Raw genomic sequence first — 23,181 nt, 5'->3', positions numbered from 1 at the left:
TTTAAAAAACATGATTAATTTTATCCTATGATTACACAAAGCTATAACGTTGTAGGTGTTATGTCGGGAACTTCGCTTGACGGGGCCGATTTAGCACATATAAAATTAACCGTTGCAAACGGTGTATGGCAGTACCATATTTATGGCGCAGAAACCATTGCATACACTAATGAGTGGGTTAATAAACTTAAAACTGCCATAGATTATAATGAAGAGGAGCTTAAAGCCTTAAATAATGACTATACAATACTGCTAAGTAGTTTTATAAACGATTTTATAGTGCGCCATGATCTTACAGATCTTGATGCCGTTTGCTCGCATGGCCATACTATACTACACCGACCTCAGGATGGTGTAACACTGCAAATAGGTAACCTGCCACAGATAGCTGCTTTAACAGGACAGAAGATAGTGTGCGATTTTAGGGTGGCAGATGTAGCACTGGGAGGGCAGGGTGCCCCACTTGTACCCATAGGCGACAGGCTGTTGTTTGCTAATTATAATTATTGCCTTAACCTGGGTGGGTTTAGCAATATATCTTTTGAAGAAAATGGTATTCGGCTTGCCTTTGATATTTGCCCTGTAAACACGGTACTTAATTTTTATGCCAATAAGCTTGGCTTAGATTATGATGATGCAGGTGCCGTTGCGGCTGGAGGCATTATAAATAAAGAGTTGCTGACCGCTCTTAACTCACTCAACTTTTATACGGCGCCTTATCCTAAATCGTTAGGATTTGAATTTGTAAAACAAACTGTATTGCCGCTTGTAGAAAAGTATAACGATACACCACAAAATAACCTTGCCACATTTACAGAGCATGTTGCTGTGCAAATAGCAAATGTAATACTGCAAAAAGGTATTGCAGGCAGCCTGTTTATTACCGGTGGTGGTGCTTATAACAAAACGCTTATAAACCGTATGCGGCAACTCATGCCTCAGCTAAGCATTGTAGTGCCAGATGATAAAACCATACAATATAAGGAAGCCCTGATATTTGCATTGCTGGGTGTGCTAAAGCTTAGGGGCGAGGTAAATGTTTTGGGCAGTGTTACAGGCGCGCCTAAAGACCATATAAGCGGGGTTATATATTCTGTGTAAAATAGTGTATAAAAAAGCAAAACCATCTTAAACTAATAAGATGGTTTTGCTTTTATGTAAGTTTTAAAGAACGTTTTATAGTACTCCTATTTTTTTTATAGCTTCAATAAGTTCAAAATCGTCGCCTCCTTTGCCTTGCAATAGCATGTTTTTCATGTGGGCTTTACGTTTCTCTATATCACTTAATGATAAAGGCACATAGTTAGGTATATTTTTGGTTTGTATGCCTTCGCTTAGGCGCATAAGTATTTGCTTGTCATAATTGTCAAGTTTATAATTATCAAAAACCCTGTCTTTAAGCGATTTTACAATTTTACTGCTCAGGTAAGTATCTCCCGAGAATACAATTTTAAAGGCGTTTAAAAACTCATCAATATCTATGTCGCTTTTGCACATAATACCCTGCGGGTTTATATCTTTAATAAGGCGTTCTATTAAAGGTGCTTCGCTGTGCATGGTAAGAAAAACAATGGTACAGTCTGGTATATGTTGTCTTAGCAGCATGCCAATATCTATACCCGATGTTATTTTTTTTTCAGGGTACGGCGGCAGGCTAAGATCCAGATAAGCCATGTTAAATGTATTATTGGTATCTGTTATAAGGTCATAAGCCTCTTTACAGTTAAGGGCCTTGGTGAAATTTAATTCGTATCCGTCAAACTTTTCGTCGGATAAAACATTGATATATCCATTAACCGTCATTGGGTGATCATCGACGATTAAAATATTTATATTTTGAATCATAGTAAGGTGCAATAATCTGGGGGTTTGATAAAATTAAAGCATTAGTGTAAAATTAGTGAATTTAATTGTTTATATTGCCTAAACTTTATTTTAATAGTAATTTGTGCAATATTCATATCTTGTTGTAGATGATGACGAGGGAAATGCAAAGGACACGCTCAACCGGTTTGATGAATTTCCTGAATTTTATTGTATTGGCACTGCTGTTAATAATGATGACGCGGTAAACAAAATACTTGAGTTAAGGCCGCAACTTGTTTTCTTAGAAATTAATCCCAAAAGCAAAGCTAATTTATCTTTTACTGTAATTACCGATCTTTATCGGTATATTAACGTATTGCCTTATTTTATAGTATTAGCTGATAGCGAGAAATTTGCATTTGAGGCTATTAAGCATGGCGTATTTGATTACCTGCAGAAACCGCTCCATATATATGAGCTAAGAAAAACCCTTTTTAAATTTAAAAAACAGGTTTTATGGCCGCAATATGATAACGATAAACCGGCGGTTCAGCAATTGCAAACTATTGCTACAGGCATGAGGCCATTAGATAATGAAGCAGAATTTGACAGGGCACCTACCGGTGTGCAAAAATCAGAAGTAGATATACAAATATGTATAAAATCGTATGGAGATTATCAGTTTATAGCACTTAAAGACGTTGTTTACCTAAAAGCAGATAACAATACAACCGACTTTTATATGCAAAACGGCAAGAAATTAACCGCATATAAGACCTTAAAGCACTATGAAAACAACCTTCCGTCGTTTTTTTATCGCATACACAATAGTTATATTGTAAATAGTAATTACGTTTCCAGGATTAATACAGGCAAATTGTTGTGTTATTTAGATAACAACGACGTTTCTGTGTCCTTTTCAAAAACTTTTAAAGATAATATAGATACCATTATAAGAAAAATAGCACCAGAATATTTATAGTAACAATGTGCTTTTGTAGTAAAATTATTATATTTTATATTAAAAAATTATGTTTTTTTAAATAAATTATAGATAAAGCATTAGTAACTTTAAGTTAACTTTGCAGTATTGTTAAGGGTTTCTAAATTAAGTTAATTTAACAGCCATCTACTTTTTAATTAGCATATACATGCAATTTTTCGCATCGTTTTTAGACAAAAAACGAAATAAAAAAATCATCATTATTTAAAATATGCATTTTACCACTCAGATAGGTCGAGTTACTCGCAGGCGAGGGTATATTACTAAACAGCCAGTAATTATTGGGGTTTATGTGTTTTTCATGCTTAAGTTTGCTCCAGAAACATCCGGCAACGCAACCGGATTAGCTAAAAAATAAATAATTAAAATACCACCTTTACTAAAACTTTACTATCATGAAAAGAACTATCCTTACATTAGCAGTTATCGCATTATTAAGCCTTACAGCAACTTCTTGTTCAACAGACGACAGCTCATTAGAAACAAAACAAACATCTGCAGATGGAGCAATTGTACTTGGTAATGGAGACAGAGATCTTCCTAAACCAAGATTATAATATCCAGCCATAATTGGATTTTAACATAAAATTATATATTTTTGAGGCAATAGTATAAAAACTATTGCCTCAAAAAATTTGAAGACATCTCATCTTTTCTTTTCAATCGTAGCATTAATGCTCCTGGGGATCTCCTGTGAAAGATCCTCTGTGAAAAAAAACATGAAAGATTCTATACAAAAATTACTGGACGTTAGTGCAGATAATAACCTTGACAACACTATTCGCGGAAAATATCTTGATTCTGCCTTTGTAGAATTAGCCGATGCATCTAACGATTCGGTAACCAGAAATTTATATAATAAAGTTGGGTTAGGTTATTATGAAATAGGCAGGTATAAAAATGCAATCTCTACAAGCAAAAAAAATTTAAATCTGGCATCAGATGTTCATGATTCTTTAGCTATGGCCCGGGCATTTTATATATCCGGGGCATCCTACTACTTACGCTCTGATAAGGATAGTGCATTTACAGCCTACCAAAATGCCGAAAAAATATATCAGGCCCTCGATGCTATACAATTAGGAGACGTAATATTATATAAGGCCTATATTTATTATGATATAGGTGACTACGAAATGTGTGAAAGTGAAGCTTTCAGGGCACTTAAAAAACTGCAAAGCCAACATTTAAATACAAAAGTGTACGATTGTTACAACCTTATCGCTACTGCGCTCGATGGGCAGGATAATAGCGAAGAGGCAATTAAATATTTTGAAATGGCACTTAACAAGCTCGAAATATTTAAAGAAGAAGGTTATACAGAAGACTATATCGAGAGTTTAAAGGGGTCTTGCTATAATAACATGGGCCTTGTGTATGAAAAAATGGGCCAATTAGACAAAGCTATTAGTATTTATAATAAAGCATTAACTTATACAAATATAAGTTCTACCAGTCCTAACTTATATGCAAAACTTATAAATAACCTGGGCCACGCTAAATTTAAAAAGAAGGATTACTCCGGCCTGCCTACAATGTTTTTCAGGTCTTTAAGGATAAGGGACAGTCTGGATAATGCAGCGGGAGAAGTAGCAAGCCGTATAAATATTGGGGAATATTATATTGCTACCGGCGATACTGTAAAAGGTATAGAGTATTTAAAGCTTGCATACAGGGATGCAAATATTATAAAGAGCAGTACCGATATGCTTACAAGCCTAAGGAAACTTGCCGATGCCGATAAGGCAAACAGTAGCTACTACAATAAAAAATACTTTCGTATTACAGACAGCCTTAAAGATGTATCTAAGCGTAACCATAATAAATTTGCGCGTATAGAATATGAAACAGAGAAACTGCAGGATGAAAAGGCGGCACTGGATCGTAAAAATAATTTTATTATTGGCGTCTCTGTAATTGTATTATTATTTGTGGCGGCCATATTTATTATATATTATCTTAACTCGCGCAATAAAGAACTTTTACATATACAGGAACAGCAAAAAGCTAACGAGGAGATCTATCAGTTAATGTTTGAGCAGCAGGGTAAGATAGACAGTGCCCGATCTGAAGAAAAAAACCGTATTGCCATGGAGCTGCATGACGGCATTTTAAATAATATATATGCTGTGCGCCTAAACCTTGAGTTTAGCAACAGGAAAACCGATGAGCAGGCCATAGAGAACAGGAAAGGTTTTATAAAAGAACTGCAAAATGTAGAAACAGAGATAAGGGCGGTATCTCATGACCTTAGCCGAAGTATAGCATTTAACCAGGACAAAAATTTTGAGAACATTCTTGGCTTTATGATTACGTCTCAAAAAAATAAGTTTGATACTGTTTTTGAGGCCGATATAGACCCGGATATAGATTGGGAGGCAATGCCTAACACCCATAAGGTTAATGTGTACAGGATAATACAGGAGGCGTTACAAAATGTGAATAAATACTCTCAGGCTGTAAATGTGATGGTTAAGGTTAAAAAAAATGTCAATACAATATTAATAGCAGTTGCAGATGACGGCGTGGGCTTTGATACACAGGTGGCGGCAGAAGGTATTGGACTTAAAAACCTGAAAAAACGATCTGAAGCGCTAAACGGTAATTTAGAAATAGAATCAGCCATAGGTGCAGGCACATCAATAAGGGTACACTTTGCTTTGTAACATAAAAACATCAATTTGTAAAATATATGTTTTATATCTTTGCGCTGAACAAAACACAAATAAATGAAAGATTTACTGAGTATATACGAAAATAAACAGCCTGAAATAGTTTTTAACTGGAAAGACACCGAAACTGATGCAGAAGGGTGGACGGTTATAAACTCGCTTCGTGGTGGTGCTGCCGGTGGTGGTACCCGCATGAGAAAAGGCCTTGATATGAACGAGGTGTTATCTCTTGCTAAAACCATGGAGGTAAAATTTACGGTATCTGGCCCGGCCATTGGCGGAGCAAAATCGGGAATTAATTTTGACCCTAACGATCCTCGCAAAAAAGGGGTTTTGCAGCGTTGGTATAAAGCGGTTTCTCCATTGTTAAAGAGTTACTATGGTACCGGCGGCGACCTTAATGTAGACGAAATACATGAGGTTATACCCATGACCGAAGAATGTGGGGTGTGGCATCCGCAGGAAGGTGTTTTTAACGGGCATTTTAAACCTACCGAAGCTGATAAAATAAACCGTATAGGCCAGTTGCGCCAGGGTGTGGTTAAGGTTATAGAAAACCCATCGTTCTCGCCTGATGTTGTTCGTAAATATACTGTAGCCGATATGATAACCGGTTATGGCGTTGCCGAAGCGGTGCGTAATTATTACGAAATATATGGCGGTAATGTAGAGGGTAAAAAAGCTATTGTACAGGGTTTTGGCAATGTAGGGTCGGCAGCGGCATTTTACCTTGCTAAAATGGGTGTAAAAATAGTAGGTATTATAGATCGCGATGGCGGCCTTCTTAATAAAGATGGGTTTAGCTTTGAAGAAATAACGAAGTTGTTCCTTAATAAAGATGGTAATAAGCTTGTTGCAGATAACATGATTGGGTTTGAACAGCTTAACGCTGAGGTTTGGAGTGTTGGTGCAGAAATATTTACACCTTGTGCGGCATCAAGGCTTGTTACTAAAGAGCAGGTAGATGCTATGGTAGGCGCAGGGCTGGAAGTTATTTCCTGTGGTGCTAATGTACCGTTTGCTGATAAAGAAATATTCTTTGGGCCGATAATGGAAGCTACAGACAGTAAGGTAAGCCTTATTCCGGATTTTATATCTAACTGTGGTATGGCGCGTGTATTTGCTTACTTTATGGAGAAAAAAGTATCTATGACAGATGAGGCAATTTTTCAGGACACATCAGAGATCATTAAGAAAGCCATACAAAATGTACATGCCCAAAATCCATCTAAAACAGGGATAAGCAATACAGCATTTACAATTGCCCTTAAACAATTAGTAAAATAAGCGGCAGGCTCGATTTAAGCAGGCTTTATAAAAATAAACACTAAATTTAATGACAGATAACCTCTGTCATTTTTTTATTATGACTTACGACGAAACCATACAATGGATGTTTGCGCAATTGCCCATGTACCAGCTACAAGGAGCATCTGCATTTAAAAAAGACCTTACCAATACGCTGCTCCTGGCAAAATATCTCACGCATCCTGAAGAGAAAATAAAAATGGTACATATAGCCGGTACTAATGGTAAGGGGTCGGTGTCAAATATGCTGGCATCTGTATTGCAGGAAGCCGGATATAAGACCGGATTGTATACCTCCCCCCATTTAAAAGACTTTAGGGAACGTATAAAAATAAACGGGCAGGATATAGGTAAAGACTTTATCATGGAGTTTATGGGTAAGCACAGGCCGTTTTTTGAGGCGAATGATCTTAGCTTTTTTGAAATGACCGTAGGCTTGGCCCTTGATTGTTTTGCTCAGGAAAAAGTAGATGTAGCTATTATAGAAACGGGTCTTGGCGGCAGGCTCGATGCTACCAATATTATCACACCATTGGTATCTGTCATTACTAATATAGGTATGGACCACACGCAGTTTTTAGGTAATACACTGCAAGCAATAGCAGGGGAGAAGGCGGGTATTATTAAACCCGGTGTGCCTGTGGTTATAGGTGAGTATATTCCTGAAACTAAAACTATTTTTACAGCAAAGGCAAATGAATTAAATGCGCCCATTTACTTTGCTCAGGATAGTGTTAATGAAGAATATGAATCAGATCTTAAAGGCAATTACCAACAACAAAATAAAAAAACAGTTTTGCAAACTATAAAACTATTGCAGGAACAATTGCCGGTTGCAGAAAATCAGCTTAGGCAAGGATTACTCAATGTTGCTGTTAATACAGGTTTTATGGGGCGTTGGCAACAAATACATACAAATCCCGCTGCAATTGCAGATACTGCACACAACAGCCATGGGCTAAAATTAGTGATGGAACAGGTACAACAACAAAAATTTGAAACGTTGCGTATCGTATTTGGTGTGGTAAATGACAAAGACCTGAACGAGATTTTACCTCTATTACCTAAACATGCAGTGTATTATTTTTGTAAACCGGATATTTTTCGCGGGCTTGATGAAAAAAAATTACAAGCGGCTGCAGTTAATTATGGTCTTGTAGGTAATGTGTATAATTCTGTAAAACAAGCTTATGCTGAAGCCTTAGCGCAATCTACGCCTGAAGATTTTATTTATATAGGTGGGAGCACCTTTGTGGTTGCAGAAATTTTATAGGTTTATGCTTGCAGAATACAAAAAGAGTGTTATATTTGCACTCGCAATACGGAAGTAACCACAACGATTGCGAAATTGGGGCGATTAGCTCAGCTGGTTCAGAGCACCTCGTTTACACCGAGGGGGTCGGGGGTTCGAACCCCTCATCGCCCACCAAAAGTAAGCTTTATGTCACTATAAAGTTAGTTAAATCACATAAAACCTGCACTTTACGAAGTTGCAGGTTTTTTTATTTTACCCCTGCACCCATCAAAATTTGCAAAAATGCCCAAAGTTTAGGTGGTAATTCGTGGCACAAAACATTTTTTAAAAAATGTGCCACAGAATAGGGGTTAAAATATTGTATGTCAACATGTAAAGCTGCTTAACGACTTGATTTAAAGACGCTATAATTCTAATTTTATTAATTTAAAACAATTGAATTATGCTAACAGCAAGCTTTGGGTTAACCTTCTTTATGAAGACCCCGCGAAAAGAAACAAATGTGAGGGTAATCTATCTGAGGATTACCGTTGACGGAGTGCCAAAGGAAACTTCCACAAGGCAGCATTGGGACGTTACCCGTTGGAGCCAGAGAACTGAACGTGCTACAGGTAATAAAGAAGATGCACGTAGTGTAAATTTTTTCCTTGACACACTCCAGACTAAAATCCAACAGTACAAGGGTGATTTATTATTACATGGTCAAACCATTACAAGCCAGAAGCTGATAGATCATGTCCTAGGGAAGACCGTCTCAAAGGCAAAAATCGTAGAAGAATTCCAAAAACACAATGATGAATTATTGGCCTTAGTTAAAAGAGGCGAGTATGCCATTGGTACGCATGTGCGCTTTGAGATCGCTAAAAAGCATGTGAAAGAATTCGTACGCTTTAAGTACAACGTGGATGATATGGATTTCCTTGAACTCAATTTTGAGTTCGTTAAGGATTATGAATTTTACCTAAAGACGGTTAAGAACATAAGCCATAACACCGCAGTTAAATACATTACCAACTTCAAGAAAATTGTATTGCTTGCCATTGATAAGGATATCATAGTTGCTGACCCATTTAAACGTTTTAAGGCAAAGAAAATCAAGATTCATAAAAAACCACTGAGCAGTCAGGAATTGGCATTGCTGGAACATCATACCTTTTCCACCCCGCGCCTTGCTACGGTACGTGATATTTTTGTATTCCAATGCTATACAGGCCTTGCCTACATTGATGCCTTTAACCTGAAGAAAACGGATATTAAGATTGGCATCGACGGTGAAATGTGGATTATCAGTGAAAGGCAGAAAACCGGAGGTAGCATTAATATTCCGTTATTGCCCAAAGCCAAAGCCGTGATGGAGCACTACAAAGACCATCCTCTTTGTTTACAGAGAAATTCTGTACTTCCGGTAACATCAAACCAGAAAATGAATGCATATCTAAAAGAAATAGCTGACCTCTGCGGCATCCAAAGCACGCTAAACACCCATAAGGCCAGGCGAACCTTTGGAAGCACAGTGACGCTTAATAATGATGTGCCTATCCATGTGGTAAAAGAGTTGTTAGGTCATCAATCAGTGAAGCAGACTGAAGAATATGCCATTACAGAACAGCAATCCGTAGGAAGGGAAATGAAACAGCTAAGGGAACGGTTAGATAAAAAGCCTGATCTTCCTGATGACTCGATGGCTGCATATGTTTTACAGATGCAGGAAGAAATTGCCTCACTAAAAAATCAGTTGGTGGAAGTCAATGACAAAAAGCCTGAAGTAAAAAGTGTTTTACGGATCTGTAGATAAGGTACTTTTATTCTTTGTTACTAATTGTCGCCACGGTGAGGCGACAATTATAAATAACAGTTAATCAATAGTATGTAATTGTCTCGTCAGTGACGAGACAATTACAACATTTAGAAAATCAAGATAATAAATTGTGTCATCAGCAATGACACAATTTCAATATCAACTTTAAGAATGCACTTAAATCAATTCAAATGTAACCAATTTGGTAACATTTTATTATATTTGCAATGAGGATAATCGCGATTAAAACATTGAAGCAATATTGGGAGGCCAACGCAGCATGTAAGGAAGCCCTGCTAATATGGTATGAAGCAGCCGCTGCCGCCCAGTGGAACACTCCTAATGAACTGAAAGCCCAGTTTGGCAACGCATCAATAGTAATTAACAAAAGGGTCGTCTTTAATATCCACGGCAACACCTACCGCCTACCGGTGGATATAAGTACAGGTTAAAAATTGTATTTGTAGTCTGGATAGGCACCCATAAAGAGTATGATAAAATTAATGCAAAAGAGATAAGCTATGTTAAAACTGATAAAAACTGAAGTGCAGTATGAGGATACCCTTGCAAGGGTTTATGAATTAATGCAATTGGACTTGCAGCCCGACACGAAGGAATCGGACGAACTGGAAATCCTTTCTATGCTGGTTAAAAAGTATGAGGAAGAACATTATCCAGTCCCAGAACCTACGCCACTGGAAGCTATAAAGTATAAGATGGAACAAATGAAAATCTCCGATGCGGAGCTGTCGGAAATTTTAGGTGCCCGTTCGCGAAAATCGGAAATTCTTTCCGGCAAAAGGAAATTGAGCCTCTCGATGATACGTGCCTTAAAGGAGAGATTAAATATATCTGCGGATATATTGATACAGCTATATTGAAAGATTAACTAAAAAAGCGGAATTCTAACTAAGGATTTCGCTTTTTTAGTTAAACATGGTTTTATCTGACTGTCGAGTAACTGGAAACGTACAGATTTGTTTAATTTTCTGCTCGTTTTCAGGTTTTTATATTCGCACGATAAAGTTTTTAAACTATCTTAATCAAAATTTAGCCAGTTACATTGTCCTCCTGATCTTGAGGTGATTTGCGGACAGTACAGATTTAAACTCATATATTATGGAACAACCTGCACTTTCCCCGAAACAGATTATCGTAGACCTTTTATCCATTCAACCGCAACTTGATGCGCTTTTTCGTGATAATGAAGATTACAAAGAATTGGTAAAATTCCTCACAAGCAAAGATTATTATAATGATCCGGATATAGCCTATCCCACTTTAACGGAAGTCCAGAAAGCAACAGGCCTGCCTACATCGCGGCTCAGGAAACTTTTAATCGAAATGTATGAAACGTTATATCATTATGAATCCACCCGACGCCTGGCATTTAAAAATACAGAGTACATTTTTTATCTACGCAATGAGCAATTTCGAGGTCAATTTACTTTAGACCATTTGCAGGAATTGCCGCGCGTTGGTGAAGAAGTCCAGATTCCATTTTTAAAAGCCCGATTAAACACGGAACTTTTTCATGTGGAGAAAGTTGCGCACAATTTTGAAGGGGTCTCACATTACATTACTATTTGGCTTCAGGAAGGATTCTATAACAGTTACTGGCATGCCCGGAAAGATGAAGCAATATTAAAAGGGGAAATTAGCCGCTGGGACATCTATAATATGTCTGAATACGATATGAAGAAACACCTGGGTCTGCCTCCTCATTAAATAACTACTTTCTCTCAACTTAACCTCTTAGCTGTTTCAATTTTAGATGCAATTGGTGACAATCATCCAGAATCTGTGATTCTTCCATTGGCATTAGCTGTATGGCAATATCCAGTACGGCTGAAATATTGCTTGCAGAATGAAATTGCGGTGCTAAGTCTTCTTGGGCATCCAGTGCGACAACACAGACTTTCATAATATCGATGATGGTTAGCATAAGATGGTTATAACCTCCGAATTGCAGTTCTGCGCTATATGATTCCTTGCCGTACCGGCTCGGTGTAAGTATATTAAACTGCTGTGCAGTTTCAACCTTGGCTGCAAAATCTGCAACATCCTTTAATTTTTCCGTTTCCATGATATACTAAGTTAAGTTGGTTTATTTTCGTCTATGGTTTGGCCTTATTCTATTCTTTAAGCTTTAGGTGCAATTGGTGGCATTCGTCAAGAATTTCTCCTTCGCTATGAGGTATTAGCTGTATAGTAATTTCCAGTAAGCGTTGAAGGTGGAAACTGGGATCAGCGATCTGGCCTGAATTTTCAAGGTCATCATTATAAAGTGTGTGGAGTGAAATTTTAAGTAAGTCGCGAATCGTAAAAAGCAATTCCGTATAGCTACTGAACTGTAGATTTATACCATTTGTAATTCCGCCTTTCCTTTTGTGCGACAGCTTAAAAAATGTTGTTGTCCGCAATTCTTCAATAAATTCAGCAACACCGCTATCACAACATAAGTTAACGCCACTGCCTTCAATAGTTTTAAAATCTGTGGCTTTGCCAGCGGCTTTTATCTTCTTCTTGCATTCTTTTATCCGGGTTTTGAATAGCTTACCAACATCATTGCTAAACTGCTTTGCTTTGTCATTACCAAGCAATACTGCATCCTCGGTAAACACGAAGGTTTCGTTGCGGCGCACCGCGTTGCAGGAATTATCAAGCTGCTCAAGGACCGCCTGCTCTTCTGAATTTTCAGGGTCAAACATTTTGCCAAATGCCGGAGCGACATCTGCAATATAAAGCTGTTGCTCTTCTAAGCTTTCCGAAGAGGTGTATTCGCCCCTAAGAATCCACGATGCTATCTGGAAAGTATATTTCAATGCCTGATGGAGGTGGAATGCCGCCTGCTTATAGTCTCCGTATCTTTCATACCATGTTATATGGGTAAAGGAATTGTGAGACCATGCATTAATTTCCAAATATTGTTTTTTAGCATTGCGGATCAATTTTTTAGAATTATTATGTTCCATACTGAAAATCAAGTTTTCACTATCAGAACTATAGATCAGTTCGTTTTCAGTAGCATAAAGCATAAAAAATGGGCTTCCCTGCTTCCACAAATCTTTAGCCCACCAAAGCTCAAAAAGGGCAAATGTAAATTGAGGGTGTGATTTAAATGCCCGCTTAACAAGAGGCTCTACATCTTCAGAGTCAATTGTACACTCTTTAGATAGAAGTATTGTGATTATAGTTTTTGGGCCAATATCCGTACGCTCTACAGAACTAAAGATAGAATGTAGTGGCAGGAATTCTAATAGTATATTTACTAATTTTTGTAACGCTTCCCGTTCCAGGTGCGTTACAGGTATGTTTATATTGTGTTCCATGATATTAATATTGTTTAAATAAAACTTATGAATAGGCTGTTCTATGATTCAATTACAAAATGCGACCTGACCATATCAAAAACATCCATATAAAACTGTTCTGTTTTTATATAGAAATCATTAAGTGCTGGAAAAGTGAAGCGGATTTCAGAATTAAAGCAGGTATCCTTATACGATTTAAGAAGCTTACTGGCAAGGATGCTATCTTTTTTATTGTTGGGTTCAAAAAGTTTAACGAACCCCGGCCTGTAGGAATTTATGCAGGCTTGCCATTCTATAATGCTGACTTCCGAATGTTGCCTGCCTGTAAAAATTTCACTGCACACCCGAAATAATAAATGTAAATACTGAAATAGTAAAGCAGCGGCATGTTGAAATTCCTTGTTTTCCAAATAGTATAGAATTCCGTCTGACAAGGCAAGTGCATTGTTGATAAACCGATTGTAACGTTTTTCAGCTTTCTGGGTCAGCTTCTTTAAAATAACAGGGTTACTATATTGCTGTAGCCCACTATCCTTTTGCATGTATATCGGTGGAATGCCCTTAACAAGCATCAAAAGATACAAGTTGCCATCTTTCAGTGCTTCCTCGGTAGAAGTATAGTCATAAAGCTTGCAGGTAACATTGGGAATAACCGTAAAAAACTTTAGGATTATGCCTTCAATGATAAAATGTATCTGTAAACTATCTTTCGCTAGAACGATGGTCAATATTTGCATATGATTTTCATTCGTATTTGAGTTCAAAAAAACTGAATCTATGGCTACATAACATAGTGTCTTATCAAGCGCTTCGGCAATCAATTTGTTTTCGTTGATAGTATCAGGAATGATGATAGTATGGTACATAATGTTTGATTTTTAGAAGTGATAGTAATTAAGGACAGCATCTTTTTCACCTTTGCTTTGACGCACAAATAAATCTGCATGGGCTAGAAATTCCTGGCAACGCCTGTCGAGCAATTGCACATCTAATTTTTCTACATCGTCATGGGTGGTATATCGCAACTCCCAGACAGGGGTGTTTAACAACCGGAACATTTCTCTTTCTACTTTTGAAGCTTGTGGAAAAAACTCAGAAGTCAGTGTCGTAAACAGGCTGCAAATCTCAAAAAGATGGCTCAATGAAAAGTGGTTTGGCGTGTACCCAAGTATAAAACGGATTAACCCAAGGCAGGCTTGTTCGACAACCTGATGCAGCATTATGGGCATAATATCATGGCTTCGTTCAAAACTGTCTTCATGAAGGCTACTGATCAACGTCCTTGCAATCCTCATCCTGTCCTCATAATACCATCCTGCCTTACTTGTATTTATATCATTTCGGTCAGTAAGTACTGAATCCAAGCTAATGGCACCATCGGTGTAAAGCAATAGCCCTTTAACCATAACAGAATTATAGAACCAGTTTTGATCCGTATATTTATTTTCCCTCACAGCTTTATGGACAAGTACGGTAGCGGTACACGCTCCTTTGGTCTTTGTTTTAATAGTGTCTGCGATATCGTTGCCGGGGCTTTTACTGCTCTTATAGCAAAATACCAATAGATAATAATGCACGCTTTTACCGCCTTTTTCTTCACTTTCGAATACTACATTATTATAATTACCGATGATGTCACGCATTGCAAAGCAATAAATTGCCGCAGTTTTTACTGCCTTGCAGATAACATCTGTTATCACCTGTTTATGGCTTACAGGCATATACAAGGTTATTTTGTTACCAGACACTATTGTATTTTCATGAACTGCATTAGAGGTATTTGGTTCTGCATCCTTTTCAGCTGTTTCTTTAAAATCCATCCTGCCAAATAAGATATCATCATCAGCCATAAGCTGCTTAGCCGCTATTTGTGCCTTATCGGCACAATTTTGAATCGATTCTTTAAAAAGCTTTTCTACCTCCTGCTTGGCTAATTGCGTTTTAAAAAGCAATGCTTCAATATCTTTCCTCTGCGGTTCAAACCGGTCGCTCTTACGGTAGGCAACGTAACAGGTATAGAGTAGTTTTAGCAGGCGGTCTTCTTCTGAATCCGCGACATTAAATAGGTTTGCAAGTGAAGGCGCAAACTGCCTTAAATAATCCTGATGCTCTGCAAGGTCTTTAGAAAACAATTGTTTGCCCATAAGGAAAAGTTCGGCAGCTTTAAAAAGCTGTTCCAGCATTTGGTGTAGGGTATAGCCTGCTTTTTGGAACTCCTCATAAATTAAGCACTTGGGGAAGTCGGTATACCTCCCCTCAATCTTTAACATTGCACGGTTGTAATGCTTTTTAGTCCTCGCCAGTAAATCCATTGCCAATGTTGTCTCAGGAAAAATTGGGTGTATGCCGTCAGAATTACGGTGTGCCATCTTGCCCAATGCGCAATGGTTGAGAAAATACAGATTCCCTTTACGTAACCCATCGTCAGCATAATCACATGAAAACACCCTGAATGCAATATCGGGATGGTTGGCAAAGATGCGTTCTAAGGGCTGTAAAAGATCGTCATCAATACGGCTGTAAGTCGTGTCAATGATAAGGGTAAAGATAGTTTCAGGGCAACTATTGTTATCGACAGATAAAAAGATACTGTCAGGATTTACAATGTCGAGGATTTGGTTGCCAATTTTTTCCAAAAGGTGCGCCTGTGGGTGTCCTTCAGGGATTAAAACATCGTGTTTCATAATTTAGAAATTTGAAGTGGTACATAAATGAAATTGTGTATTTTTGTTATACCACAGCAAGTAAGTGACACCTAGTGCCGTACCCAACCATCAGAGGTTGTATAGTACCAGTCACCGCATGTTTTTTACCAACTATAAAATTCTTACAGAATTTTCAATACCTTTGAGTTATGAGCACAGCAACTAAAAACCATATAGGAAGAAAAATTAGCCGAATACGTGAACTGCGTGATATGAAACAAGAAGCATTAGCCGCTGCTCTTGGCATTAGCCAACAGGCAGTCTCTAATATTGAAAATAGTGAAACTATTGAAGAAAGTAAACTTGAAGAAGTTGCAAAGGCTCTGGGGGTAACATCTGAAGCAATAAAAAACTTCTCCGAGGAAGCTGCAATTAATTCGTTTGCTAATTTTTATGATAACAGTTCAAATAATGGAGCTATTAGTGCTCTACAATGCACCTTTAATCCATTAGATAAAGTTGTTGAACTTTATGAGCGTTTAGTCCAGGCTGAGAAAGATAAAGTTGCTTACTTAGAAAAGCTAATTAATAATAAGTAGTGTACAACTAGATTTACAATTAAAAGCAGTACATATTAAATAATATCCGTGTTAAAATTACATAAACCTTAGGCTTTATTCGAATCTAAATTAAAGACAGCAATATGTTGGAGCAAAATCCTTTTTCATTATATGATTTTCTAGGATACTTTGTTCCCGGATCCGTGTTTATATTTATGATATACTTTCTAGATATTAGTGAGAGCAAAACATTCGAAATAAGAAATGTGCTTTATTGCTTACCGGAAGTTAATATTGGTGGAGCTCTTTTTTTTATACTTGCCGCATACATTTCTGGTCATATATTAAGTTATTTATCATCTATAACAATTGAATGGTTTGCGAACATGTTATTTGGTTATCCATCCAAATATATTTTAGGCACAACTATCAATTACAGCGCAGAAAGAATAATTAAAATTATAGTTTCTACTTGCCTATTTCCTCCGTTTTTAGTTATTGTTATTTTTCGACTTTTTAGATTTAGATTTTTATACAAGGAAGTTGATGGTTTTCTTAAGCAGAGTATCGAAAGAAAAATTAAAGTTCTGCTCAAAAGGATATTGAAATTAGATTATCAGAGCTATTCTACTATGAATAGTGTCAATCCTGTTGACATTCATAGGGTCATTACACATTATGTATTCGACAACTCAAAACAACATCAACAAAAAATGGTGAATTATGTATCTCTTTATGGTCTTTTAAGAACCCTGTGTCTTATCTTTGGTATGTTTGGCAGCTCTTTAATTTTGCTTAAATTTAAGGAGCCTAATTTCTTTTGTTATTACGGATGCGCATTTATATTATCTGTAATCTGTTTTATGGCTTTCGTAAAATTTTATCGGCGTTATACGTTGGAAGGTTTTATGTTATTAATCACAATGGATTTTAGAAAGCGAAACTAGAATACGTCAATAATGTAGACTCTAGCTCTAGCAGATAATACTCAATTAATTTTATTATGGCACTTATTGACTCATATCGAAATACGTTCGTCAACAAACAGAAAGAACTTTCTACTTTATCTTCTTCAAAAGCTAAGGAACAAATCAAGCTTTCTGATTTTAATAAAAAAATTAATTCTGCTTCCGATGCAATTCATAGAACAAAAATTGCGAGTATCATACTTTCCAAACAAAGGGAAATTACGCGGCACCAAAATTCAATTGCCGATACTAACAAAAAAATTGCCGATTTAGAATCCAAGATGGTTAAGAAGCAAAAAGAAATTTTTGATTATCAAATTAAAATTGATAAGGAACAAGCCTTAATTGACAAAAAACAAAAAGCAGATACAGATAAAAAACAAAAAGAGCATCAAAGGAATGTTAATTTTATAAATGAGACGTTGACCCACCACAGTACGCTTCATACCACTATAATTGACGAAATTCAACAGCTAAAAAAAATCCCCGAGAAAATCACCATCCTTTTTCTTGCCTCAAATCCTATTGATCAACTCCAGTTGCGACTTGATGAGGAAGCTAGGGCAATTGCTGAAATGATTAGAAAAACAAAACATCGGGATTCCATAAAACTAGAATCATACTGGGCACTTCAGACAATTGATTTGTTACAAGCTTTAAATGAGCATGATCCCACTATAGTACATTTTAGTGGCCATGGGTCAGACAATGATGAAATTGTTTTTCAGACAAAAGATGGGAATGCCAAATTAGTTAGCAAGGAAGCAATTGTACAAACCATGATGTCATCATCAGATAATATTAGGCTTGTCTTTTTTAATACTTGCTATTCTCAAAATCAAGCTGAAGCTGTTGCAGAATTCGTTGAGGCAACAATTGGGATGAGCACCTCAATTGGAGATGATGCAGCTAGAATATTCTCATCTCAATTTTATTCATCCATTGGCTTTGGACACTCTGTGGGAAAAGCATTCCAACAAGCAAAAGCATTTGTAATGCTTGAAGGAATAAGTGAAGAAAGTACTCCGCAACTATTTATAAAAACTGGACTTAAGGCAGAAGAGATCATCTTAGTTCATCCTAGTAAGAAATAAAATCTGCATCAAAACCTTCCGGCACACCGTCAGGATTTGTTTTTTCATTGTTCCAAGAGCATGCTTTCTTTCAGGCATGCACTTTTAGCTTAAAGCAATTTCCCACTGATTCTGAAATGATATAAAGAAAACTTTTATCGCTAATGTTTTTCACTCCAAACGGCTAAAAAGGCAGCTAAGTTAGCGTGCGCCGCAGCTGCGCGCGCATAATGGTTCTGCTCGTTCCTCACAGCCCCACCCTTCGGGACTTATAGCTCTCCGCTTTGCTTACCGCACGCTTTCAACTGGCTTTCTTTTTTTTCGTTTTTTGTTTTGAAAAACTTTTGTTTTTTATGACGGGAGATAGCTTTAAAAGAAAAGTGATGAATTCATAACAAGTACTTTTTAAACTTTTAAATCTTAGAAATCATGGGACACAATCTTAATTTCAACGAAAGCACAGGCCATTATTCTTTTTTCAGCGTAAAAGAAAAAGCTTGGCACAATTTAGGGCAGGTAGTAACAAATTACCCGACGAGCGCAGAAGCCATAAAATATGCGGGGCTGGATTACCAAGTGGTAAAGTCGCCACTATATACTAAGGGCAATGATATTGTTATAACTGCCAAGGGTTTTGAAACAGCAGCAGAGCAGGTATCCGTGCCTAATTACTTTGCAAATGTACGCAGTGATAACAATGCCGTATTAGGTGTGGTAGGTAAAGACTACCACATTATTCAAAACCGCGATGCATTCAATTTTTTTGATTCCATTGTAGGTGGTAAAGATGGAATCTTATACGAGACAGCCGGAGCCTTGGGCAATGGCGAACGTATTTTTATTACGGCTAAATTGCCTGGCTATATCCGTGTCGGTAACGGCGATGATGTGACCGAAAAATATTTATTTTTAACTACCTCACACGATGGCAGCGGTAGTATTACTGCAGCGTTTACACCTGTACGTATCGTGTGTCAAAACACCCTCAATGCATCATTAAAAAGCATGACTAATGTTGTTCGTATCAAGCATACATCGGGAGCAAAGCAACGCCTTGATGATGCACATAAAGTTATGGGATTAGCAAACACGTTAAGCAGCCAGTTAGAAAATATCTTTAATGAATGGGCAACTGTAAGGGTAAGCGATAAGGAAATTAAAAAACTTATACAGCTTGCACTTTGCCCTAATAAAGAAACTTATGACCTACTAAAAAAAGGTGCTGAAGATGAGTTATCTACCGCCTATAAAAACATTGTGGAGGATGCTTTTGCGTATGCTATGATAAATGATTCCCAACAAATGGAAACTACAAAAGGCACATTGTTTGGAGCTTACAATGCTGTTACAGGATACTATCAAAATGTTCGAAATTTTAAAGATGACGAAGCAAAACTTCAGTCTATTGTAATGGGTGGCACAGCACAAACCAAAGCACAAAAGGCATTTGAGTTATGTACCGACTTTGCAAAAAATGAAAGTGGTATTTTTCTTTTAAACTAATGGAAAAAACAGCTAATTAAAACGGGCAGGCAATTTAGCCTGCCCTTCCTATTTCCTTTCATGGCTAAAATTTAGCCATGATTGTTTTATCCTCTGGAACGTTCTAAATTAGTGGTAAAGATTTAATTGTCTGCCGGAGTTTGCCTCTTTGGAGCAAACGGCAAGATGTCCCGTTGTCGGACAACGGCATCTTGCCGCCCATACTCCGAAGTCGTGGGCGGGGGACTGCTGCAATGTCTTAAGGATGCTGACACTAATGAGGATGATATTATGGAGACTGAGAACAACAACCGAAAAAGGCGCATTTATGTGCGCCTGACAGACAAGGAATTTACCAACCTTGAAAATCGATTTAAAACAAGCACCTGCCAAAATCTAAGTGATTACGTGCGCCGATGCCTTTTCAATAGGCCAATAACTACCATTACAAGGGATGCCGCAACCGATGATCTAATACTCCAAATGAGCCAGCTAAACTATGAGCTGAATGCCGTTGGCAATAACTTTAATCAACTAGTAAAAAAAGTGAATTCCACACCGCAATTTACCGATGCCAAAAGTTTGTTTTTGCTCGTTGAAAATCAAAAGAAAGCACTTGTTTCCAAGATTGATGAAGTAAAAGAGCAGATACAAAAAATGGCTGAGAAATGGTTGCGATAATTAAGACCGGACATTCCATTCGGGGAATGCTCAACTATAATGAAAATAAGGTAAAGGATGGTGCTGCCAAGATTATTGGACAGCACAACTATCCTTTAGACGCGGAAAGGCTCACTTACCAAATGAAACTAACGCGCTTGGAACGACAAGCTTTGCTGAATGAAAATGTAAAACGCCATACCGTGCACATCTCCCTGAACTTTGACCCTAGTGAGACTAACCTGCCCAAAGAAAAACTATTGGAGATTGCAGAGATGTACATGGATAAAATAGGATTTAAAGAACAGCCCTGCCTGATCTACCAACACCACGATGCAGGGCATCCCCATTTGCATATCGCCACCATCAACGTGCAGGCCAATGGTAAGCGTATCGCTATGCAAAATATAGGCAGGGACAAGTCGGAACCAGTGCGTAAAGAAATTGAACAAACTTTCAACCTTGTAAAAGCGGAAGGTCAAAAGAAAAAAGAATACAAACCTGAGCCATCTAAAGGACGCGTAGACTATGGCAAAACAGAGACAAAAAAGGCTATTGAGAATGCCCTGAATTTCGTAGTGGACAATTACCGCTATGCAAGTTTGCCGGAACTTAATGCAGTACTGAAACTATACAATATAATTGCAGATAAAGGTACGGAGAATTCCAGGGTTGCAAAACACAACGGACTACTGTTCCACGCACTTGATGCCCAAGGGAATCCCATAGGCGTTCCCATCAAGGCCAGTAGCTTTTACAACAAGCCAACAATTAAAAACCTCGAAAAAAAATTTGCAATAAATGAAGTCCAACGCACGCAATCTAAAGGCAAGATCAAAATGGCGATTGATTTAGCCTTTGCAAGAAATAATATCATCATGCTGCCACAATTAATGAAGCTGCTAAAAAGCCAGGGCATCGATATGCTACTTCGTCAAAACGCTGGCAATATTGTGTATGGTATTACCTATGTTGACCACACCTCTAAATCTGTTTTTAACGGGAGCGCCATTGGCAAAGAATACAGTGCAAAGGGCCTTCAGGATAAATGCAATTTAAATAGGGAGAAGCTGACTCATGAAGAGCAAAAATTTCTCTCCAAAGAATCGCTTTTTAATTTGCTAAATGATCATAAAGATTTAATGAGCATCTCTGATATGACTAACTTTTTAGATGTGCTGATGAGGGTAGAAAATAATTATGAGTATATCGCGCAGGACTATAAAAGAAGACGAAAAAAGAGACGTCGCGGGATCTGACTTATCTAAATCACGTCGGTCCAAAACCATATGAACTTTATCATTAAATGTCTTGTTTAAAATTGAAGAGCAAATTATTGAAATTTTATTCTCGTTCATTTACAATTAAGGAAAAATCAAATTTTAAAGACCAAGCAAATTTAGATAAATAGTCTATGCTGCAATTAAATTTACCATTTTCTATTTTCGAAATAGTGGAACGATCAATATCCATAATTTCCGCTAAGTAATCTTGACTATAGCCTTTTTCCTCACGAATTAGCCTCAGTGTATTGCCTATTTTGCTACGGTTCTCCTTTATGAATTCTTGATCAATATTTTCAGAATTATTCATACTTTAATTTACAAATAGTGTACCTATGTGCTCTACACCTTGTTTATCCGATATGGTTAGATAAACATTGGTTTCTATGCCTTTAGTTCCTTGAGATAAATCTAAATTAATTTTCTGTTCGCTAACGCTTACGACTTTACCACGAACCTGTGAATAATCAGACTTATTGATTGTTACAAAGTGTCCGATTAAATCTGCTGTACTAACTTCAATCACTTCTAAATCTTCGAGAGGAACTATATTAATCGGGGGAAAAGCCAAGCCGGTGTTAAGTGCCTGAATTTTTGCACGAGGTCTTTCAACGTCTTTATGCAATTCTAAAATAACATATACTTGCTCAGGATTTTCACCTTTTATTGGTAAATGGAATTTTACTATCTGACCTGATTTGTCCGGGTTCATAATGAAAAAATTTATAACAATCAAAATTAAGAAAAAAACATCAGAGTGCAATATATTGAACATTAAAAATTAGTAACTTATCTGTTTCAACATTATTTTGAAATTGAGTAAAATATTTTAATTGAAAAACATTATGTACTAACTACAAAATACTATATTTAAAATGTATTTGAATGGATTATCACTATGGGAGATCAAAAAATGACAGAGGACAAAGCTGTGCTTCTACTTGTGAACTATTTAGAAAATCGTGGTTGGAAAATTGATGGTTACTGCTTGGGACAAACCAAAGGATGCGACATTACAGCGAATAAAAATTTTGAAAACATAAAGATTGAAGTTAAAGGTTCAAGGGCTGGAGATCTTTCGCCCACAAGGAAAAGGAAATATTTTGACAGAGGACAAATAAAAACGCATTTTGGCCGAGCGATTGTAAAAATCTTGGAAGACAAATATAAAAATCCAGCTTGTAGAGTAGCTATAGCGCACCCCTTTGACAATGACATTATTTCAGCAATTGGACACCTTATTCCATTTTTAAAAAAATTAGAAATTGAGCACTTTTGGATTTATGAAGATGGAAAAATAGAACACATTTGCTAACCTTGATAATTTTAAGATTGTTAATTTCGGTAATTGATT

General features: G+C 37.1%; 23 protein-coding genes and 1 tRNA gene. 17 read left to right on the top strand and 7 right to left on the bottom strand.

Translation table 11 applies throughout. The features are described 5' to 3' along the window. Window positions 1-27: 27 nt before the first annotated feature. Complete coding sequence (locus F565_RS0118550) at window positions 28-1,101, top strand: anhydro-N-acetylmuramic acid kinase (RefSeq protein ID WP_020214743.1); 1,074 nt, start codon at window positions 28-30, stop codon at window positions 1,099-1,101. A gap of 75 nt (window positions 1,102-1,176) precedes the next feature. Here the strand turns inward: F565_RS0118550 and F565_RS0118545 are convergent, their stop codons facing one another. Continuing rightward, window positions 1,177-1,845, bottom strand: coding sequence for a response regulator (locus F565_RS0118545; protein WP_035642580.1), 669 nt, complete (start codon window positions 1,843-1,845; stop codon window positions 1,177-1,179). A 103-nt stretch (window positions 1,846-1,948) separates the two neighbouring features. Between F565_RS0118545 and F565_RS0118540 the strand changes: the two genes are divergently transcribed. From F565_RS0118540 to F565_RS0118495, 10 genes are all read left to right on the top strand, one after another. After that, window positions 1,949-2,788, top strand: a complete 840-nt coding sequence (locus F565_RS0118540; RefSeq protein ID WP_020214741.1) for a LytR/AlgR family response regulator transcription factor — start codon at window positions 1,949-1,951, stop codon at window positions 2,786-2,788. Window positions 2,789-3,204: 416 nt separating this feature from the next. Beyond that, on the top strand, window positions 3,205-3,366 hold the full coding sequence (locus F565_RS22975) for a hypothetical protein (protein ID WP_154652669.1): 162 nt from the start codon (window positions 3,205-3,207) through the stop codon (window positions 3,364-3,366). A gap of 162 nt (window positions 3,367-3,528) precedes the next feature. Further along, a complete protein-coding gene (locus F565_RS22005; RefSeq protein WP_020214739.1) occupies window positions 3,529-5,475 on the top strand; it encodes a tetratricopeptide repeat-containing sensor histidine kinase in 1,947 nt (648 codons plus the stop codon). 63 nt (window positions 5,476-5,538) lie between these two features. Beyond that, window positions 5,539-6,768, top strand: coding sequence for a Glu/Leu/Phe/Val dehydrogenase dimerization domain-containing protein (locus F565_RS0118525; protein ID WP_020214738.1), 1,230 nt, complete (start codon window positions 5,539-5,541; stop codon window positions 6,766-6,768). A gap of 49 nt (window positions 6,769-6,817) precedes the next feature. Further along, window positions 6,818-8,062 (top strand): bifunctional folylpolyglutamate synthase/dihydrofolate synthase, encoded by a 1,245-nt coding sequence (locus F565_RS0118520; protein ID WP_020214737.1) that lies wholly within the window; start codon window positions 6,818-6,820, stop codon window positions 8,060-8,062. Window positions 8,063-8,140: 78 nt separating this feature from the next. Then, window positions 8,141-8,218 (top strand) — tRNA-Val (locus tag F565_RS0118515). A 268-nt stretch (window positions 8,219-8,486) separates the two neighbouring features. Then, complete coding sequence (locus F565_RS0118510) at window positions 8,487-9,839, top strand: site-specific integrase (RefSeq protein ID WP_020214736.1); 1,353 nt, start codon at window positions 8,487-8,489, stop codon at window positions 9,837-9,839. A gap of 254 nt (window positions 9,840-10,093) precedes the next feature. Next, window positions 10,094-10,294, top strand: coding sequence for a type II toxin-antitoxin system HigB family toxin (locus F565_RS23370; RefSeq protein ID WP_316931048.1), 201 nt, complete (start codon window positions 10,094-10,096; stop codon window positions 10,292-10,294). 69 nt (window positions 10,295-10,363) lie between these two features. Then, window positions 10,364-10,723, top strand: coding sequence for a helix-turn-helix domain-containing protein (locus F565_RS0118500; RefSeq protein ID WP_020214735.1), 360 nt, complete (start codon window positions 10,364-10,366; stop codon window positions 10,721-10,723). A 238-nt stretch (window positions 10,724-10,961) separates the two neighbouring features. Then, complete coding sequence (locus tag F565_RS0118495) at window positions 10,962-11,570, top strand: hypothetical protein (RefSeq protein ID WP_020214734.1); 609 nt, start codon at window positions 10,962-10,964, stop codon at window positions 11,568-11,570. Window positions 11,571-11,589: 19 nt separating this feature from the next. Here F565_RS0118495 and F565_RS0118490 read toward each other — a convergent pair whose 3' ends face one another. The 4 genes from F565_RS0118490 to F565_RS0118475 are packed head-to-tail and all read right to left on the bottom strand — an operon-like array spanning window position 11,590 to window position 15,840. Then, complete coding sequence (locus F565_RS0118490; protein ID WP_020214733.1) at window positions 11,590-11,928, bottom strand: hypothetical protein; 339 nt, start codon at window positions 11,926-11,928, stop codon at window positions 11,590-11,592. Between the two features lie 49 nt (window positions 11,929-11,977). Next, window positions 11,978-13,174: a hypothetical protein gene (locus tag F565_RS0118485; RefSeq protein WP_020214732.1), complete on the bottom strand. Its 1,197-nt coding sequence runs from the start codon at window positions 13,172-13,174 to the stop codon at window positions 11,978-11,980. A gap of 41 nt (window positions 13,175-13,215) precedes the next feature. Further along, window positions 13,216-14,022: a hypothetical protein gene (locus F565_RS0118480; RefSeq protein ID WP_020214731.1), complete on the bottom strand. Its 807-nt coding sequence runs from the start codon at window positions 14,020-14,022 to the stop codon at window positions 13,216-13,218. Window positions 14,023-14,034: 12 nt separating this feature from the next. Then, entirely contained in the window at window positions 14,035-15,840 is a 1,806-nt protein-coding gene (locus F565_RS0118475) for a hypothetical protein (RefSeq protein ID WP_020214730.1), read from the bottom strand. Between the two features lie 170 nt (window positions 15,841-16,010). Between F565_RS0118475 and F565_RS0118470 the strand changes: the two genes are divergently transcribed. The 5 genes from F565_RS0118470 (at window position 16,011) to F565_RS0118445 (ending at window position 21,803) form a co-directional block, all read left to right on the top strand. Continuing rightward, the gene (locus F565_RS0118470; protein WP_020214729.1) at window positions 16,011-16,400 is read left to right on the top strand and encodes a helix-turn-helix domain-containing protein; all 390 of its coding nucleotides are present in this window, start codon (window positions 16,011-16,013) and stop codon (window positions 16,398-16,400) included. Between the two features lie 964 nt (window positions 16,401-17,364). Continuing rightward, window positions 17,365-18,423: a CHAT domain-containing protein gene (locus tag F565_RS0118460; protein WP_020214727.1), complete on the top strand. Its 1,059-nt coding sequence runs from the start codon at window positions 17,365-17,367 to the stop codon at window positions 18,421-18,423. 408 nt (window positions 18,424-18,831) lie between these two features. Then, the gene (locus F565_RS0118455) at window positions 18,832-19,905 is read left to right on the top strand and encodes a DUF932 domain-containing protein (RefSeq protein WP_020214726.1); all 1,074 of its coding nucleotides are present in this window, start codon (window positions 18,832-18,834) and stop codon (window positions 19,903-19,905) included. Window positions 19,906-20,118: 213 nt separating this feature from the next. After that, window positions 20,119-20,565: a plasmid mobilization protein gene (locus F565_RS0118450; RefSeq protein ID WP_231559630.1), complete on the top strand. Its 447-nt coding sequence runs from the start codon at window positions 20,119-20,121 to the stop codon at window positions 20,563-20,565. After that, window positions 20,553-21,803 carry a relaxase/mobilization nuclease domain-containing protein gene (locus tag F565_RS0118445; protein ID WP_026300168.1) on the top strand — a complete coding sequence of 417 codons (1,251 nt, stop codon included), beginning with the start codon at window positions 20,553-20,555 and terminating at the stop codon, window positions 21,801-21,803. The genes F565_RS0118450 and F565_RS0118445 overlap by 13 nt, the downstream gene beginning before the upstream one ends. Before the next feature lie 85 nt (window positions 21,804-21,888). Here the strand turns inward: F565_RS0118445 and F565_RS21995 are convergent, their stop codons facing one another. Together F565_RS21995 and F565_RS0118435 are read right to left on the bottom strand one after the other, a co-directional pair. After that, window positions 21,889-22,137 (bottom strand): helix-turn-helix transcriptional regulator, encoded by a 249-nt coding sequence (locus F565_RS21995; RefSeq protein WP_020214723.1) that lies wholly within the window; start codon window positions 22,135-22,137, stop codon window positions 21,889-21,891. A gap of 3 nt (window positions 22,138-22,140) precedes the next feature. Next, entirely contained in the window at window positions 22,141-22,539 is a 399-nt protein-coding gene (locus F565_RS0118435) for a hypothetical protein (RefSeq protein ID WP_020214722.1), read from the bottom strand. A gap of 201 nt (window positions 22,540-22,740) precedes the next feature. Here F565_RS0118435 and F565_RS0118430 point away from each other — a divergent pair, with 201 nt between their 5' ends. Next, a complete protein-coding gene (locus F565_RS0118430) occupies window positions 22,741-23,142 on the top strand; it encodes a hypothetical protein (RefSeq protein WP_231559629.1) in 402 nt (133 codons plus the stop codon). Window positions 23,143-23,181: the final 39 nt, after the last annotated feature.

Origin of the sequence: Flavobacterium rivuli WB 3.3-2 = DSM 21788, from assembly GCF_000378485.1 — a bacterium.
Lineage (GTDB): Bacteria > Bacteroidota > Bacteroidia > Flavobacteriales > Flavobacteriaceae > Flavobacterium > Flavobacterium rivuli.
Note: the sequence above shows the minus strand (reverse complement) of the source record. Positions and strands in the feature narration are given on the sequence as shown.

Coding starts and splice junctions, on each gene's coding strand:
- F565_RS0118550 (WP_020214743.1), top strand. CDS start 28: ATGATTACACAAAGCTATAACGTTGTAGGTGTTATGTCGGGAACTTCG.
- F565_RS0118545 (WP_035642580.1), bottom strand. CDS start 1,845: ATGATTCAAAATATAAATATTTTAATCGTCGATGATCACCCAATGACG.
- F565_RS22975 (WP_154652669.1), top strand. CDS start 3,205: ATGAAAAGAACTATCCTTACATTAGCAGTTATCGCATTATTAAGCCTT.
- F565_RS22005 (WP_020214739.1), top strand. CDS start 3,529: ATGAAAGATTCTATACAAAAATTACTGGACGTTAGTGCAGATAATAAC.
- F565_RS0118525 (WP_020214738.1), top strand. CDS start 5,539: ATGAAAGATTTACTGAGTATATACGAAAATAAACAGCCTGAAATAGTT.
- F565_RS0118520 (WP_020214737.1), top strand. CDS start 6,818: ATGACAGATAACCTCTGTCATTTTTTTATTATGACTTACGACGAAACC.
- F565_RS0118510 (WP_020214736.1), top strand. CDS start 8,487: ATGCTAACAGCAAGCTTTGGGTTAACCTTCTTTATGAAGACCCCGCGA.
- F565_RS0118500 (WP_020214735.1), top strand. CDS start 10,364: ATGTTAAAACTGATAAAAACTGAAGTGCAGTATGAGGATACCCTTGCA.
- F565_RS0118495 (WP_020214734.1), top strand. CDS start 10,962: ATGGAACAACCTGCACTTTCCCCGAAACAGATTATCGTAGACCTTTTA.
- F565_RS0118490 (WP_020214733.1), bottom strand. CDS start 11,928: ATGGAAACGGAAAAATTAAAGGATGTTGCAGATTTTGCAGCCAAGGTT.
- F565_RS0118485 (WP_020214732.1), bottom strand. CDS start 13,174: ATGGAACACAATATAAACATACCTGTAACGCACCTGGAACGGGAAGCG.
- F565_RS0118480 (WP_020214731.1), bottom strand. CDS start 14,022: ATGTACCATACTATCATCATTCCTGATACTATCAACGAAAACAAATTG.
- F565_RS0118475 (WP_020214730.1), bottom strand. CDS start 15,840: ATGAAACACGATGTTTTAATCCCTGAAGGACACCCACAGGCGCACCTT.
- F565_RS0118470 (WP_020214729.1), top strand. CDS start 16,011: ATGAGCACAGCAACTAAAAACCATATAGGAAGAAAAATTAGCCGAATA.
- F565_RS0118460 (WP_020214727.1), top strand. CDS start 17,365: ATGGCACTTATTGACTCATATCGAAATACGTTCGTCAACAAACAGAAA.
- F565_RS0118455 (WP_020214726.1), top strand. CDS start 18,832: ATGGGACACAATCTTAATTTCAACGAAAGCACAGGCCATTATTCTTTT.
- F565_RS0118445 (WP_026300168.1), top strand. CDS start 20,553: ATGGTTGCGATAATTAAGACCGGACATTCCATTCGGGGAATGCTCAAC.
- F565_RS21995 (WP_020214723.1), bottom strand. CDS start 22,137: ATGAATAATTCTGAAAATATTGATCAAGAATTCATAAAGGAGAACCGT.
- F565_RS0118435 (WP_020214722.1), bottom strand. CDS start 22,539: ATGAACCCGGACAAATCAGGTCAGATAGTAAAATTCCATTTACCAATA.
- F565_RS0118430 (WP_231559629.1), top strand. CDS start 22,741: ATGACAGAGGACAAAGCTGTGCTTCTACTTGTGAACTATTTAGAAAAT.